Raw genomic sequence first — 14,068 nt, forward strand, 5'->3', positions numbered from 1 at the left:
CGGGTGCGAAAATGGTCTCCTTCGGGGGCGATAAAGACCTGGGTCTTATGCTTCAGCCGGCGGAAGGCCTTGCAATGAATAATCCGGTCGCGGTCCCGCTGAAATTCAGTCCGCACCTGGCAGGGTTCCTCCGGCCGCTCCCTACCCCGGCTCCAGCTGCTCAAAGTAGCGAAAGGTGAGAGCAAGGTTTCTTCCAGGCGTTCGGCTTCCTCCCTTAAGAGCAACGAGCCCCCTCCCCGGCCCTAGCGGCGACGCAGAGAATCGGTAGCTGCCGCCACCTCGGCCAAACGCCGTCCCAGGATCCTCACCCGCTTGACGGCGAATTCATCCTGGGCCGCCGGCGCCTGGCCGCAGCTTCCCTGATGGCCGCAATCGTATTCCCCGTGACCGTCTCCTACTATCATCATGCCCTGGACGAGCATCATGTCAAAGAGGGCCTTTAAAGTGGTTTCCTGCCCTCCAAAGCGGCTGCCTCCTACCGCCACGGCCGCCCCTACCACATTGAGCAGGGCCTTCTCCTTGCGGAGCACCCTGCTCTTATCCCAAAAAGCTTTAAGCTGGGCCGAGACGCTGCCGAAATAAACCGGGCTGCCCAGAAGGATCCCGTCCGAGCGGCGCAGGATATCGTAGGCTTCGCCCAGGCGATTGTCCCGGGAACACAAACCTTGGCACGGTGAGCTGCACTGGACACAGAAGAAATTCTTCTGGTCCGCCAGGGCTTCGCCCGCATGGATGAGGACGGTTTCTGCTCCGGCGTCCGCCGCCGCGGCCAAGCCCTCCCGAAGAAGATACGCCGTGTTGCCCTCTTTGCGAGGGCTACCATTGATGCCTACAATTAACATTGCCGGCCCACCCTTTGATGACTGGAATTTAATCGGTAAATGGTTCGACACAAGAGTGATTTTCTCCTGCCGGGCTAACCTCCCGGCTTATCTTTTTCCCGGGCCTGCAGCTTCGCCAGGGCCGCTCGCGCCAAGGCATCGGCGCGGTTATTCCCTTCATTGTCCCTGTGGCCGGCCACTTTGAGCCACTCCACCTGGTGCCGGGCCGCTTGTTTGAGGAGTTCCTGCCATAGATCCTTATTCTCCACCGGCTCCTTTTTTACCGTCTGCCAGCCGTTCTCCTCCCAGCGCTTGAGCCAGCCCTGGTTGAAGGCGTTTACCAGATAGGCACTATCGCTGTAAAGCTTCACCCGGCATGCTTCCTTTAGGGCCTTCAAGGCCTCAATGGCCGCCGTCAATTCCATTCGCTGGTTGGTGGTGGAGGGTACGGCGCCGGAAAGCTCCTTGCGGTGCTTACCGTAGAGGAGAACCGCCCCCCACCCCCCGGGACCGGGATTGCCGCTGCAAGCTCCATCGGTGTAGATTATGACCTCCTTCATTTCTGCGGTCCCTCACCTGCCCTTTCCGGAACCGCGGCCGTAGCAGGCCACAAAGCGCTCGATACTGCGATCATATGTGCGTTCTACCTCCGGGGGGAACAGGCATCCCGGCAACTCCCCATGGCGCCGGTGGTAAAGTATGCAGGCACAACAATTACCCTTCCTGCTGCACGGTTCATAAGTACAGGTACACATTTTCCGATTTTGCTCTAGATTAACGCACTGCCCCATAAGGCTTTACCCCCTTAACTGACTCCTCTCGCGGAACCGGGCTCGCCAGGTAAGGCCGGGGACCCTGGCATCCCCACTTTCGAGCCTAGGCCTGCTTGGGTTTCGCTCGCTCCATAAACCCTGTCCGGCGAACAGGCGCCAAAATAGCCCTTACCCGGTCCTCTTTATGAGCTTCTCCTTTACAGGCCGGATTCCTGCCGAAGCGGGGCCGCACACAATGTCACTGGTTGCATATAATCGTTATAAACACGGATCTGAGGAGGGTGGATGCTATGCCCTATAAGCCCGGTACCCCTCCGGCCTATGGCCCGCTAAAGTTACAAATACCTAATCTACCGATATTGGGCCCCCATGATTGGGGAAAACTATTAAAGAATATTTATGACTCCATTGTTGCCGAAGCAACGGCCGCCGATTTGTATTACCGTTTGTTAAGGGAAACGCCGAACGAGCTACACCGGGAATTCGTCCACCACGCTTACCAAGATGAACTGAAACACCTGGAGGCTTTTTCTAGGTTGTACAGCTTCTTCACCGGCCAAAAGCCCCATTACACCATTGACCCGGTTCAATACCGGAGTTATGAGGAGGGCCTTTTGATATCCCTCCAGAGTGAACTGGAGGCGGCAGAATTTTATCACGAAGTGATTCTATCCAGTACCGATGGACTGGTGCGGGATACCTTTTTCCTGGCCATGGGCGATGAGTTAGAGCACGCAACTAGGTTCGGCGTTCTATACGCCATGACAAAGGGGTCTCCCTTGTTCTATAATGTTGGTGAACCCCAAAGCCAAGGAGAGATAAAGTGAAATCCGACCTACCTCCCGTTCTCGTAAGCGCCTGCCTGGCCGGCTGCCAATGTAGATATGACGGCGGAGCCAACCCCGTACCGGCAATCAGAGACCTGGTGGTCCGGGGGAAGGCCATCCCCGTGTGCCCGGAAAGGCTGGGAGGGCTCCCCGTTCCCCGCCCGCCGGCAGAAATTCAGGGGGGAGACGGTCGGGATGTGCTGCAAGGCCAGGCACGGGTGGTGAACAACGAAGGCGTGGATGTAACACCCGCCTTCATCGCAGGCGCCCGTGCAACCCTCGAGGTGGCCCGCCGTCACGGAACCCTAATAGCCATCCTTAAGGAAAGAAGCCCTTCCTGCGGAAGCACCGCCATCTATGACGGCAGCTTTAGGGGTCAAACCCGGCCCGGCCAAGGCGTCACGGCAGCCCTTCTGCACTCCCAGGGGATAAAGCTGTTCAATGAAGAAACCTGGAAAAAGCAAGCCCCCTGCCTTTAAAGAAAGGAGGGGGCCGCCACCCGAGGCCGGGGACCGGTTTCCCAGCCCTTGCTATTCGGTACTATATGAAGCCTCCTTGTCCTTCTTCTCCTTGATTACCGCCTGGGCCGCGGCCAAGCGCGCCACGGGCACCCGGAAGGGGGAGCAGCTCACGTAGTTCAAGCCGATGAGGTGGCAAAACTCCACGGAGCTGGCCTCTCCACCGTGCTCACCGCAAATGCCCACCTCCAGTTCAGGCCGTGTCTTGCGCCCCAGCTCTACGGCCATGCGCATAAACTTACCCACTCCCTGCCTGTCCAGGACCATAAAGGGATTCTCCTTCAAGATCTTCTCTTCCAGGTACTGGGGCAGGAATTTGGCCTCGGCATCATCCCGGCTGAAGCCAAAGGTGGTCTGGGTGAGATCGTTGGTGCCGAAGGAGAAGAACTCGGCTTCTTCCGCAATCTCATCGGCCGTAGCGCAAGCCCTGGGTAGCTCGATCATGGTGCCCACCTTATAATCGAAGTCCACCCCGGTTTCCTTCTTGACCTCGTCGGCTACTTCGTTGACGAGCTGGCGCAGGCGCCGCAGCTCATTGACGTGGATGACCAGGGGGATCTCCACTTCCGGCAACACGTTAATGCCCTCTTTCTTAAGCTGGGCGACCGCCCGGAAGATGGCCCGGGCCTGCATGGCATACACCTCGGGATAAGTCACGCCCAGCCGGCAGCCCCGGTGGCCTAGCATGGGGTTGAACTCTTCCCTAGCCCGGACTTCCCTTAAGAGATCCCGTTTAGCTTCCAATTCCTCCGGATTTTGGCCGGTAGCTTCCAGCCTCGTGATTTCCACCAGCAACTCTTCGGCGCTGGGCAGGAACTCATGGAGAGGCGGATCCAAGAGGCGAATGGTCACCGGGAGCCCCTCCATCACCTTGAGGATCTCATAAAAGTCGCCCTGCTGCATGGGCAAAAGCTTGGCCAGGGCAGCCTCCCGTTCTTCCTTATTCTTAGCCAGGATCATTTGCTGCACTACCGGCAACCGGTCCGCACCCATAAACATATGCTCCGTACGGGCGAGGCCTATACCCTCGGCCCCGAATTCCCTGGCCCGCCGAGCATCTTCAGGAGTGTCGGCGTTGGCGCGGACCTTGAGGCGCCGGACCCCATCGGCCCACTGGAGCAGCGTCTGGAACTCGCCGCTCAATTGGGGTTCTACCAGGGGAACTTCGCCCAGCATGACGTTGCCCGTGGCACCGTCAATGGAAATAACATCCCCCTCTTTCACTTCCAGGCTGCCCACGAAGAATCTCTTACCGCCCACGTCGATCTTGAGGTCTCCACAACCTACAACCGCCGGCTTGCCCATGCCCCGGGCCACGACGGCCGCATGGCTGGTCATGCCCCCTCGCGCCGTCAATACGCCCTGGGCCTGGACTATGCCGTGAATATCATCCGGCGTAGTCTCGTTCCGCACCAGGATAACCTTTTCCCCGTCCAAACCCTTGCGTTCCGCTTCATCGGCATCGAAAACCACTTTCCCCGAAGCCGCGCCGGGAGAAGCCGGCAGCCCCTTGGCAATTACCTGGACCTTAGCCTCGGGGTCTACGCGCCGGTGGAGCAGCTGAACCACCTGATCGGGGTCCACCCTTAAGATGGCTTCTTCCTGGCTGATGAGACCTTCCTCCACCATGTCTACGGCTATCTTGACGGCCGCCGCCGCCGTACGCTTGCCTACACGGGTCTGGAGGATATAGAGCTTGCCCCTCTCGATGGTGAACTCGATATCCTGCATGTCGCGGTAATGCTTCTCCAGGAGGGCGCAAATCTCTTCAAACTGCCGGTAGGTATCGGGCATTTCCTTCTTAAGTTCTGCAATCGGCTTGGGGGTGCGGATGCCCGCCACCACATCCTCGCCCTGGGCGTTGATGAGGTATTCTCCGTAGATGCCCTTTTCTCCCGTGGCGGGGTTACGGGTAAAGGCCACCCCTGTACCGCTGGTGGGGCCCATGTTGCCGAAGACCATGGTCTGGATGTTGACGGCCGTCCCCAGATCATCAGGTATTTTATTGATCTTACGATATACGATGGCCCGCGGGTTGTCCCAGGAATCGAAGACGGCCCTCACCGCCATTCTCAACTGTTCCTGGGGATCCTGGGGGAAGTCCCGGCCTACCTCTTTTCTTACCAGGTCCTTGTACTCGGCGATGACTTCCTGCAAGGCCGCCGGCGTCAGCTCATTATCGAATTTGACCCCCAGGCGTTCCTTGTGCTTCTCCAAGATGGCCTCGAACTTATCATGGTCGATGCCCAGGACCACGTCTCCAAACATCTGGATAAACCGCCTGTAGCAGTCCAGGGCAAAACGCTCGTCATTGGTGTTGGCCGCCAGGCCCTTAACCGATTCATCGTTGAGCCCCAGGTTGAGGATGGTGTCCATCATACCCGGCATGGAAACCGGAGCGCCGGAACGGACGGAAACCAACAGGGGGTCCTTGGGATCTCCCAGCTTCTTAGCGTTGAGGGCTTCCAGATCTTTGAGCCTGGCCTTTAACTCTTCTTCCAGGCCCTCCGGGAACTGCCTGCCCAGGCGAATATACTCATTGCAAGCCTCGCAAGTGATGGTAATTCCCGGCGGCACCGGCAGGCCGATGTTGGTCATCTCGGCTAGGTTGGCTCCCTTGCCTCCTAGGAGCTGCTTCATATCAGCTCGGCCTTCGGAGAACAAATAGATGTACTTTTTACCTGCCATCTTTTTCCCCCCGATAATAGATTTCCAGTATTTTAACGGCCGTATCTTCTACAGCCTTATTAGTAACATCGATGACGGGGCAGCCCAACTGCTCCATAACCTTCTGAGCGTAGGCCAGCTCGTGCTGAATGCGCTCCATAGTGGCGTAATCGGCGCGGGCCGGAAGCCCCATGGTTTTCAGGCGCTCCTGCCTGATCTGGTATAGGTGCTCCGGGTGAATGGTCAGACCTATGATTTTCCCCCGGGGAAGGGATAGAAGTTCCTCTGGCAGGGGTACCTCGGGCACCAGGGCCAGGTTGGCCGCGCGTAACCGCTTTAAGGCCAGATACATACATACGGGCGTTTTGGACGTCCGGGAAACGCCTATGAGGACGATGTCCGCGTAGAGGAGGCCCCGAGGATCCTTGCCGTTGTCGTATTTCACGGCAAAATCGATGGCCTCCATTTTCCGGAAGTAATCTTCATCTAGGCGCCGTATAAGCCCGGGTTCCAGGCGCGGTGATCGGCCGGTAAGGCTTGCCATGGCCTCGAGCATGGGCCCTAAAAGGTCAACCGCACCTATGCCGTGGTCCCTGGCAAGTTGCAGTAGCCTATCTTTCAGCTCAGGCAGAACGAGGGTAAAAGCTATGATTCCCTTTTCCTGGGCTGCTTCGGCCACGATCTCCTCTAGGTGCTCGGGTTCGGTAACATAGGGTATACGCCGGATGTCAACATCCCCGCCGTCAAACTGGCTGGCGGCGGCCCGAACAACCTGTTCGGCAGTTTCCCCCAGGGAATCGGAAATAATATAAACTACTCCGATGGTCGAACCCTCCCTTCTACCTGCCGGCCGTGCCCAATTCCACAAACAACCTGGCAATGGTGGTCTTGGTGATGCGGCCGACGACTTCCAGCTTGTTGCCCGAAGGGCCCACCGGCCGTACCACCGGCAGGGCATCCACCTCGTGCTCGATAATCTTCCTGGCGGCGTGCAGGATGCTCTCGTCCGGCGTCGTACAGACTATATTGGGCATGCGGGTCATTACCACCGAGACGGGCATCTGCTGCAGGTTAGCCGTGCCGCCGATGGCCGCCTTAAGGAGGTCCTTCCGCGACACCACACCTTCTAGGTGGCCTTCACCGTCGACCACCATTAAAGTGCCGACATCTTCGATAAATAGGGCTACGATGGCATCGTAAACCGAGGCGTCTCGTCGGATTACCTTGGGCAGGCCCTTGACATCTCCTACCTTAATTTTTTTTATCTCATCCGCTATCAGGGCTTGTACCGAACCACCGTGATAAAAATACCCCACCCGGGGACGAGCTTCCAAGATCCCCGACATGGTTAAGATGGCCAGGTCGGGGCGTAGAGCGGCTCTGGTTAGATTCAACATGGCAGCGATCTGTTGGCTCGTGATGGGACCATGGCGCTTCACGATCTCCACTATTTTCTCTTGCCGCGGCGTAAGCTGCACGGCTTCACCACCCTTAACAGCCGCCAGCGACCGTTGTATACATTATTACGTATACAACATTACCAGCCTTTTTCCTGCTGCTGCAAAAATTTTTTCCTAGTCAGGAAGCAGGCGGGAAAAATCGGCCACCTGCAAGACAAGACGGGTTATTCTCTGGAGCAGGGCCAGCCTATTGCGCCTAAGCCAAGGGTCCGGAGCCATGACCAGAACACGGTCGAAGAAGTTATCGATGGGCCCCCGGAGGTCGGCCATTCTTTCTAGGGCGCCCAGATAGTTCCCCTGGGCCAGGTAAGGCCGGCACTCCCCTTCGGCAGCCGCAAGGGAGTGGTAGAGTCGGCGTTCGGCCTCCTCCTCCAGCCGGCCCGGCTCCACCTCGTACTCTTCCTGCGCCTGACGGGCCAGGTTAAAAGCCCTGGTGAAGGCCGTAAGCAGGGCGGGGAAACCTTCCGTCCGGCGGAATGCCTCCAGATCCCGGGCCCGGTGATAAGCACCGGCCAGATCGTCCCAGCCCACCGCCAGTACCGCCTCCGCCACATCATAGCGTATGCCCTTTTCTTCAAGGATATGCTCCAGCCTTCCCCGCAAGAAGCCCTGAAGTTCCTCCGCGGTCTGGCCTAAAGGCTGGGGCAGGCGGATGCTGGCTGCCGTATAGGTGTCGTAAGCCTGGGCTATAGCTTCAGCTAAGGAAAAGTGCAGGCCCAATTCTACCGCCGTGGCCGCCAGGCCCCAGGCGCACCGGCGCAGTCCAAAGGGGTCTTGGGAGCCGCTAGGGATGAGGCCGACGGCAAAGCATCCCACGAGGGTATCCAGCCGGTCGGCCAATCCGACCACCATGCCCGCCAGGGAGTCCGGCAGGCGGTCGCCGGCAAAGCGGGGCCAGTAATGCTGGCGGATCCCGCGACAAACTTCCTCGTCTTCACCGTCGGCTGCCGCATAGTAGGAACCCATAATTCCCTGGAGCTCGGGGAACTCATAGACCATGTTGGTGGCCAGGTCGGCCTTGGCCAGTTCGGCCGTTCTTTCCACCGTAGGCCACAGGCCTTCCGGCAGATCCAGGGTGCAGGCTAAATATACCGCCAGTTTCTTTAAACGCTCCACCTTGTCCAGCATGGTACCCAGGTTTTCCTGAAAGAGAACGTGGGCCAGCTTTTCCACCTTGCTCGCCAGTGGTGTCTTGCGATCCTCCTCGTAAAAGAAGGAAGCGTCGGCCAGACGGGCTTTCAGCACTTTTTCATATCCCGCCCGTATCTTGTCGGTATGCTCCCCGGTGCCGTTATGTACGGCGATGAAAAGGGGCAATAACTTCTCGCCGCGACCATCCCAAACGGGAAAATAGCGCTGGTGCTCGCGCATGGGGGTGGTCACCACTTCCGGGGGCAGCTTCAGGTACTCCTCCGCAAGGCGACCGCACACGGCCGTGGGATATTCGACTAGAAAGGTAATTTCCTCGAGGAGCTCGGGATCGTCCTTAACCCTTCCGCCCTCCCGGTGGGCCAGGTTTTCTACCTGCTCCCATATGAGCCGCCGTCGCAGCCGGTGGTCGACGATGACGTAGTTCTCCTCTAAAACTTTAAAATAGGCCTCCGGCGCAGTCACTAAATGGGGGCCAGGAGCCAGAAACCGGTGACCGTATGTCAGCCGGTCCGCCTTCAGGCCCTCCAGATTGAGGGGAACTACGTCGGGACCGAATAAAGCCAGGAGCCAACGGATGGGCCGGATAAACTTGAGCTCCAGGTCTCCCCAGCGCATCGGCCGGGGAAAACTCAAGCCTTGGATCATTTTTATCAATATACCGGGCAGAGCCTCCAAGGCGGGGCGGCCGGCCTCCTTTTTGAGGGCAAAGACATACTCCCCGCCGGGTAAGGTCCTGGTTACCAGTTCCTCCACCGCCACGCCCTGGTTCTGGGCAAACCCGAGGGCAGCCCTGGTAGGCTGGCCATCGGCCGTAAAGGCCGCCCTTACGGGAGGGCCCTTAATTTCGCGGATCAGTTCTTCCTGGGTTTCCGCCAGGCCGCTAACATAGAGGACCAGGCGGCGCGGCGTTCCGTACACCGCCACATCTTGATAGGTCAACCGTTCTTCTTTGAACAGCCGGCCCGCCAGGTCTCCCAGTTGCGTCAGCACCGAGGGCAGAACCCGGGCCGGCATTTCCTCGGTACCGATCTCCAGCAGCAGGTCTCGCCTCAACCTGTTACCCCCCCTTAACGTCAAAACTGTCCTTTGTATCCTCGGCGGCAGCCCAACCTGGGGCGCCCTCCGGAATCCCCCCTTGGGGGAAGGCCTTGAGGAGGGGATAACCGAGCCTCTCCCGCTGCTCCAAGTAAGCCGTAGCGCAGAGTCGGGCCAGGTGGCGTACCCTGGCTATGTACGCCGTTCTTTCGGTTACACTGATGGCCCCGCGCGCATCCAGCAGATTAAAGGTGTGGGAACACTTCAGGACGTAATCATAGGCCGGCTGCACCAACCCCTGTTCGATAATGCGCTTGGCTTCGGCCTCGTAAACGTTAAAGAGGGAGAAGAGCATGCCGGTGTCCGCAGCAGTAAAATTGTAATGGGAATAATCTACCTCTGCCTGGTGGTGGATGTGGCCGTAGGTCACCCCATCTACCCACTCTATATCATAAACGCTGTCCACCTGCTGGATGTACATGGCCAGCCGTTCGAGACCGTAGGTAATCTCCGCGCTCACCGGCCGCAGATCATAGCCGCCGCACTGCTGGAAGTAAGTGAACTGGGTTATCTCCATTCCGTCCAGCCACACCTCCCAGCCCAAACCCCAGGCTCCCAGGGTGGGGGATTCCCAGTTGTCTTCTACAAACCGAATATCATGCTCCAGGGGATTAATGCCGAGGTGTTCCAGGCTCCGAAGGTAGATATCCTGCACTTCGGGAGGTGAGGGCTTTAAAATAACTTGGAACTGGTAATAATGCTGCAGGCGGTTGGGGTTTTGGCCGTAGCGGCCATCGGTAGGACGACGAGAGGGCTCCACGTAGGCCACTCGCCATGGTTCAGGGCCCAGGACCCTAAGGAAAGTCGCCGGGTGCATGGTCCCCGCACCCTTTTCCAGGTCGTAAGGCTGTTGGATAACACAACCATAATCCGCCCAGAAATTCTGAAGGGCAAGGATGAGCTGTTGAAAATTCACGTGAACAGGCACTCCCCCACGTATCTAGGTTATGCAGGACCTCTTTGCGCACAAGTCTTTTGGTGGCCTGCTATCTTGATCTTGCTACACAAAAAACCCGCCCCACCACGGGACGGGAGCTCAGTCCTCCTTGAAAAATAATTTACCAGAGGAGGGGGGGCTTGTCAACTCGCATCCCCAGAGCTTAGGCCGGGCGTCATTGAGCTCCCGCTCCCTCCATGAGCCCCGCTGACCAGACCAGCGCTCACCTTGCCTACCCGGCCGGGTTTCCGGTTCATGGGGCTTCCGTGCCTGACAGCCGCAGCCTCTCTAAGGCTCCGGCGCCGCCTCCGTACTCCCCTTCGCCAGGCCCCTGCCCTTCCCCTTGCCTCCACTCCCTCGTCGGTGAGCTAAGTGACGCTTTTAAAGGCGGCAAAGACTCAGGCCCCGTTGCCTCCGTCTTTCTCCCGTAAGTCTAAGGAATGTTCTTCCACCTGGCCGCCGGGACGTTCGATTTCCAGGGTGTAGCGATTGAAAAGGGCCGCCACACTGCTAATCCCGGCCAGGATGGCCAGCTCGGTGCTGGCCAGCACCCCCAGGACGCCCAAAGCTCCGGCCGTAGCCGGTATTTCGGCCACAGTTTTCCCGTCTTTTTTGATCTTGATTTTGGTCACCTTGCCCTTGTGGAGGATCTCCTTAATGCGGGTCAGAAGTCTTTCCCCCCACGTCTCTAAGGCGTGGACCGTTTCCTCCTTTTTACCTTCCTCCAGCCGGATAAGGGCTTCAATAACGTCCCCCCCGGCTTCGTCCAGGGCTTGTTTGGCTTCCCGGGAAGACAGCCCTACCCGCTTGCGCAGGATGTCAATTTTTTCGAGTTCCGTACTCATATGCATCCTCCCTAATTTGCTCCATTAAAATACGGGATTTGAGCCTTCTGTCTAAATAGTATTCCAAATAAGCAGGCAGAATTTCCGCCAGCTCCCTCTGACACCGGGGAGACAATTTCAGGCGGCTGAGGTGGGAGCCGCCCATGGACGCCAGATTACGCCAAACGGCCAGGGCCTCCCGGGATACGCGATACTGCGCCCCATACTGCCGGCTGCAGCGGCTGCAAAGGGCGCCCCCGGCCGCAGGGGCAAAGGGTATAAGCCCCTCTTCCAGGGGGGCCCCGCAAGCGGCGCAGAGATTGACCCGCGGGGCAAATCCCAGCACGCTTATGGCGCGAGCTTCAAAGGCCCGGGCTACCAAGTGAGGATTTTCCCGGACCAAAAGGCCAAGACTCCGGCGCAACAAGCCGAACATCTCCGGACTGGCCTGACCGGCCGGCACTGAAACGTCTGCTATCTCGGCTAAGTAGCAGGCGGTCAACAACCTTTCGAGGTCTGCCCTTAAGGGAGCAAAGAAGTCTTCTACCTGGCATTGGGTTACCGTAGCCATGCTCCGGCCGTCATAAAGCAGGAAACGAGCCAGGCAGAGTCGCTGGGTGCCGCTCCTCAGGTTGCTGTGGGCCTTGCGCACCCCCTTGGCAATGGCGGTAATTTTTCCCCGGTTGGGGGTTAAAATATGCAAAATGCGATCTGCTTCCCGGAAATCCTGGGTGGAAAGCACAATACCCTGTACTTGATAAAGGCCTGCCACTGCCTTTTAACCTGCCCGTTATATTTTCTTCAGTACTTTAGCCCGTTATTTCGCCTATTACCGAATTTTGCGCTCCCCCATCCCCTGGGTGGGCCTCATTATCCTGTAGCCCTGCCTCCAACTCATATCTTTCCTGTTGTTTATAGAGCAAATAAATGTGGACGTGTCCCGTAGCCGCAAAAAGCTGCCAAAGAGCTTCGCTGGGTTTCACACGTCTTCCCCTCCTGAAAGGGACCTGCCTAACCTATATCCTTGCCCAAATCGAACAGCCTATACTAGTCCCCTTTTGCCAGCACGTAGCCCAGCTGCTTTAAGGCCGTTTCCTGCTTTCGCCAGTTCTTTTTGACCTTTACCCGCAGATCCAGGTACATTTTATTGCCCAAAAGACCTTCCAGTTCCCGGCGGGCGAGGGTTCCGATTTCCTTCAGCATGCGACCTCCTTTCCCGATAAGGATGCCCTTCTGGGAATCCCTTTCCACATAAACGGTGGCTGCCACGTATAACATATTATTGGGGCGGGGCGCTACCTCCTCTACCACCACGGCTACCGCGTGGGGTACCTCTTCCTCGGTTAAAAGCAGGATCTTTTCCCGGATGAGCTCCGCTATGAGCAGATTCTCCGGCTGGTCCGTCACCTGATCGGGCGGGTAATACTGGGGTCCCGGCGGCAGGTGCCGGATTATCAGGGGGGGCAGCAGGTCCACGTTGAGGCCCTGCAGGGCGGAAACAGCCACCGCCTCAGCCGGTTGAAAGCGAGAATAAAAAAACCCTTTTGTCTTATCCAGTTGCCGGCCATTAATTAAATCTATTTTGTTAAAGACCAGGACCACCGGGGTGGCTATTTCCTTAAGAAAACCCAGGATATATTCTTCCCCTGCGCCGGGTTCCACCGAAACATCTACTACGTAAACAACCACGTCCACTTCTTTGAGAGTCTGGCGGGCTAAGGAAACCATATATTCGCCCAGGCGATGGTGGGGTTTATGTATTCCCGGCGTATCCAAAAACACGATCTGGGCGTCTTGAGCGGTATAAACTCCCAGAATCCTATTGCGGGTGGTCTGGGGTTTATCCGAGATGATGGCCACTTTCTGGCCTACCAGTGCGTTAAGCAAGGTAGATTTGCCCGCGTTGGGCCGCCCGATAAGGCCGGCGAAACCCGAACGGTGATCCTTGACTTCCGCCATACGTTACTACTCCTTAAAGGACGAAGGCCTTCGGCAAAAGATCCTTTAGCCGTTCCTTAAGCATCCTTCCCTCGGGCAGGCCGGTTATAATCTCCAGGTCAGGGGCAAATTCCGCCAGCACCTGGAGGCAGGCACCGCAGGGAAAGGTAAAGGGCCTGTCGCCCCCTACTACCGCCAGGGCGACAAATTCGCGTTCCCCCTCGGAAACCGCCTTCCAGAGGGCTACCCTTTCGGCACAAACCGTAAGGCCATAGGAAGCATTCTCGATGTTAACGCCTGTATAAACCCTGCCCGAGGACGTCAATAAAGCGGCTCCCACCGGAAAACGAGAGTAAGGTGCGTAGGCCCTTTCCCTGGCTCCTGCGGCAGCTCTTATCAGTGCCTCTCCGTCATAGGTCTTATCCATAAATCTATTATACCTCTTTCGGGGGAAATTTTAATAATTATAAGAGCAGGAATCCGGCGAGAAGCGTATAATTTGTATATACAAATTGCCGTGGAATCGGGAGTCTGGAAAGTGTTACGCACTTATCCCCTTACACCTCTGGTGGGCGTAGGAGCCATCGTTGTACACGGTGAAGCCCTGCTCCTGGTAAAGCGAGGAAGGCCGCCGGCCAAGGGCGCCTGGAGCATACCCGGAGGCAAGGTGGAAACCGGGGAAACCTTAACCCAGGCCCTCCGGAGGGAAGTTGAAGAAGAATGCGGCCTCACCATAAGAATAGGGCCCCCCGTAGCAGTCCTAGACAGCATTTATACCGATGACCAGGGCCGGGTCAAATACCACTATGTTCTGGTGGATTTCTGGGCCGAATACGTCTCAGGTGAACTCTCCCCCGCGTCAGATGTGATGGAAGCCCGCTGGGTCCCCCTAAAGGAAGTGGGTAACCATGAACTCACCGTCGGCACCCTGGAACTGCTGAGGGAACTCGGCCTCTTCGCCGACCCGCCCCACCTCAGGCCTTCCGGGCTGCTTTACCGGACCCTCCGGGGGAGAACTCCCTGAGAAGCCCCTTGGTCCTTTGTGCCCGCCGGGGC

At 57.8% G+C, this 14,068-nt stretch carries 16 protein-coding genes and 1 pseudogene; 3 read left to right on the top strand and 14 right to left on the bottom strand.

Translation table 11 applies throughout. From position 1 onward, the window contains the following. From TAMC210_RS04080 to TAMC210_RS04095, 4 genes and pseudogenes are all read right to left on the bottom strand, one after another. Window positions 1-224: pseudogene (locus TAMC210_RS04080) on the bottom strand (deoxyguanosinetriphosphate triphosphohydrolase); the annotation flags it as partial. Between the two features lie 18 nt (window positions 225-242). Next, on the bottom strand, window positions 243-842 hold the full coding sequence (locus TAMC210_RS04085) for a flavodoxin family protein (RefSeq protein ID WP_173297550.1): 600 nt from the start codon (window positions 840-842) through the stop codon (window positions 243-245). Window positions 843-916: 74 nt separating this feature from the next. Beyond that, window positions 917-1,381 (bottom strand): ribonuclease HI, encoded by a 465-nt coding sequence (gene rnhA, locus TAMC210_RS04090; protein ID WP_173297551.1) that lies wholly within the window; start codon window positions 1,379-1,381, stop codon window positions 917-919. Window positions 1,382-1,393: 12 nt separating this feature from the next. Next, on the bottom strand, window positions 1,394-1,612 hold the full coding sequence (locus TAMC210_RS04095; RefSeq protein ID WP_173297552.1) for a DUF6485 family protein: 219 nt from the start codon (window positions 1,610-1,612) through the stop codon (window positions 1,394-1,396). Between the two features lie 272 nt (window positions 1,613-1,884). Here TAMC210_RS04095 and TAMC210_RS04100 point away from each other — a divergent pair, with 272 nt between their 5' ends. Both TAMC210_RS04100 and TAMC210_RS04105 read left to right on the top strand, forming a co-directional pair. After that, on the top strand, window positions 1,885-2,421 hold the full coding sequence (locus TAMC210_RS04100) for a ferritin-like domain-containing protein (RefSeq protein WP_173297553.1): 537 nt from the start codon (window positions 1,885-1,887) through the stop codon (window positions 2,419-2,421). Next, a complete protein-coding gene (locus TAMC210_RS04105) occupies window positions 2,418-2,900 on the top strand; it encodes a DUF523 domain-containing protein (RefSeq protein WP_173297554.1) in 483 nt (160 codons plus the stop codon). Before TAMC210_RS04100 ends, TAMC210_RS04105 begins: the two co-directional genes overlap by 4 nt. 51 nt (window positions 2,901-2,951) lie before the next feature. Here TAMC210_RS04105 and ppdK read toward each other — a convergent pair whose 3' ends face one another. The 10 genes from ppdK to TAMC210_RS04155 form a co-directional block, all read right to left on the bottom strand. Beyond that, window positions 2,952-5,627, bottom strand: a complete 2,676-nt coding sequence (gene ppdK, locus TAMC210_RS04110) for a pyruvate, phosphate dikinase (protein ID WP_173297555.1) — start codon at window positions 5,625-5,627, stop codon at window positions 2,952-2,954. Further along, window positions 5,617-6,474 (bottom strand): pyruvate, water dikinase regulatory protein, encoded by an 858-nt coding sequence (locus tag TAMC210_RS04115; protein ID WP_254388508.1) that lies wholly within the window; start codon window positions 6,472-6,474, stop codon window positions 5,617-5,619. Before TAMC210_RS04115 ends, ppdK begins: the two co-directional genes overlap by 11 nt. Continuing rightward, entirely contained in the window at window positions 6,446-7,084 is a 639-nt protein-coding gene (locus TAMC210_RS04120) for a helix-turn-helix transcriptional regulator (protein ID WP_173297557.1), read from the bottom strand. The genes TAMC210_RS04115 and TAMC210_RS04120 overlap by 29 nt, the downstream gene beginning before the upstream one ends. A gap of 96 nt (window positions 7,085-7,180) precedes the next feature. Then, on the bottom strand, window positions 7,181-9,271 hold the full coding sequence (gene glyS / locus TAMC210_RS04125) for a glycine--tRNA ligase subunit beta (protein WP_173297558.1): 2,091 nt from the start codon (window positions 9,269-9,271) through the stop codon (window positions 7,181-7,183). Between the two features lie 4 nt (window positions 9,272-9,275). Beyond that, window positions 9,276-10,229: a glycine--tRNA ligase subunit alpha gene (gene glyQ / locus TAMC210_RS04130; protein WP_173297559.1), complete on the bottom strand. Its 954-nt coding sequence runs from the start codon at window positions 10,227-10,229 to the stop codon at window positions 9,276-9,278. A gap of 419 nt (window positions 10,230-10,648) precedes the next feature. After that, window positions 10,649-11,095, bottom strand: coding sequence for a DUF4342 domain-containing protein (locus tag TAMC210_RS04135; RefSeq protein ID WP_173297560.1), 447 nt, complete (start codon window positions 11,093-11,095; stop codon window positions 10,649-10,651). Then, window positions 11,070-11,846, bottom strand: a complete 777-nt coding sequence (gene recO, locus TAMC210_RS04140; protein ID WP_173297561.1) for a DNA repair protein RecO — start codon at window positions 11,844-11,846, stop codon at window positions 11,070-11,072. The genes TAMC210_RS04135 and recO overlap by 26 nt, the downstream gene beginning before the upstream one ends. Before the next feature lie 37 nt (window positions 11,847-11,883). Then, window positions 11,884-12,057, bottom strand: coding sequence for a hypothetical protein (locus TAMC210_RS04145; RefSeq protein WP_173297562.1), 174 nt, complete (start codon window positions 12,055-12,057; stop codon window positions 11,884-11,886). Window positions 12,058-12,121: 64 nt separating this feature from the next. Beyond that, on the bottom strand, window positions 12,122-13,033 hold the full coding sequence (era, locus tag TAMC210_RS04150; protein WP_173297563.1) for a GTPase Era: 912 nt from the start codon (window positions 13,031-13,033) through the stop codon (window positions 12,122-12,124). 13 nt (window positions 13,034-13,046) lie between these two features. Beyond that, on the bottom strand, window positions 13,047-13,439 hold the full coding sequence (locus TAMC210_RS04155) for a cytidine deaminase (protein WP_173297564.1): 393 nt from the start codon (window positions 13,437-13,439) through the stop codon (window positions 13,047-13,049). A 111-nt stretch (window positions 13,440-13,550) separates the two neighbouring features. Between TAMC210_RS04155 and TAMC210_RS04160 the strand changes: the two genes are divergently transcribed. Continuing rightward, on the top strand, window positions 13,551-14,036 hold the full coding sequence (locus tag TAMC210_RS04160; RefSeq protein ID WP_217267260.1) for an NUDIX hydrolase: 486 nt from the start codon (window positions 13,551-13,553) through the stop codon (window positions 14,034-14,036). The last annotated feature ends 32 nt before the right edge of the window (window positions 14,037-14,068 follow it).

The sequence above is a fragment of the Thermanaeromonas sp. C210 genome (genome assembly GCF_013167955.1).
Lineage (GTDB): Bacteria > Bacillota > DSM-521 > Neomoorellales > Neomoorellaceae > UBA12545.

Coding starts and splice junctions, on each gene's coding strand:
- TAMC210_RS04085 (WP_173297550.1), bottom strand. CDS start 842: ATGTTAATTGTAGGCATCAATGGTAGCCCTCGCAAAGAGGGCAACACG.
- rnhA (WP_173297551.1), bottom strand. CDS start 1,381: ATGAAGGAGGTCATAATCTACACCGATGGAGCTTGCAGCGGCAATCCC.
- TAMC210_RS04095 (WP_173297552.1), bottom strand. CDS start 1,612: ATGGGGCAGTGCGTTAATCTAGAGCAAAATCGGAAAATGTGTACCTGT.
- TAMC210_RS04100 (WP_173297553.1), top strand. CDS start 1,885: ATGCCCTATAAGCCCGGTACCCCTCCGGCCTATGGCCCGCTAAAGTTA.
- ppdK (WP_173297555.1), bottom strand. CDS start 5,627: ATGGCAGGTAAAAAGTACATCTATTTGTTCTCCGAAGGCCGAGCTGAT.
- TAMC210_RS04135 (WP_173297560.1), bottom strand. CDS start 11,095: ATGAGTACGGAACTCGAAAAAATTGACATCCTGCGCAAGCGGGTAGGG.
- era (WP_173297563.1), bottom strand. CDS start 13,033: ATGGCGGAAGTCAAGGATCACCGTTCGGGTTTCGCCGGCCTTATCGGG.
- TAMC210_RS04155 (WP_173297564.1), bottom strand. CDS start 13,439: ATGGATAAGACCTATGACGGAGAGGCACTGATAAGAGCTGCCGCAGGA.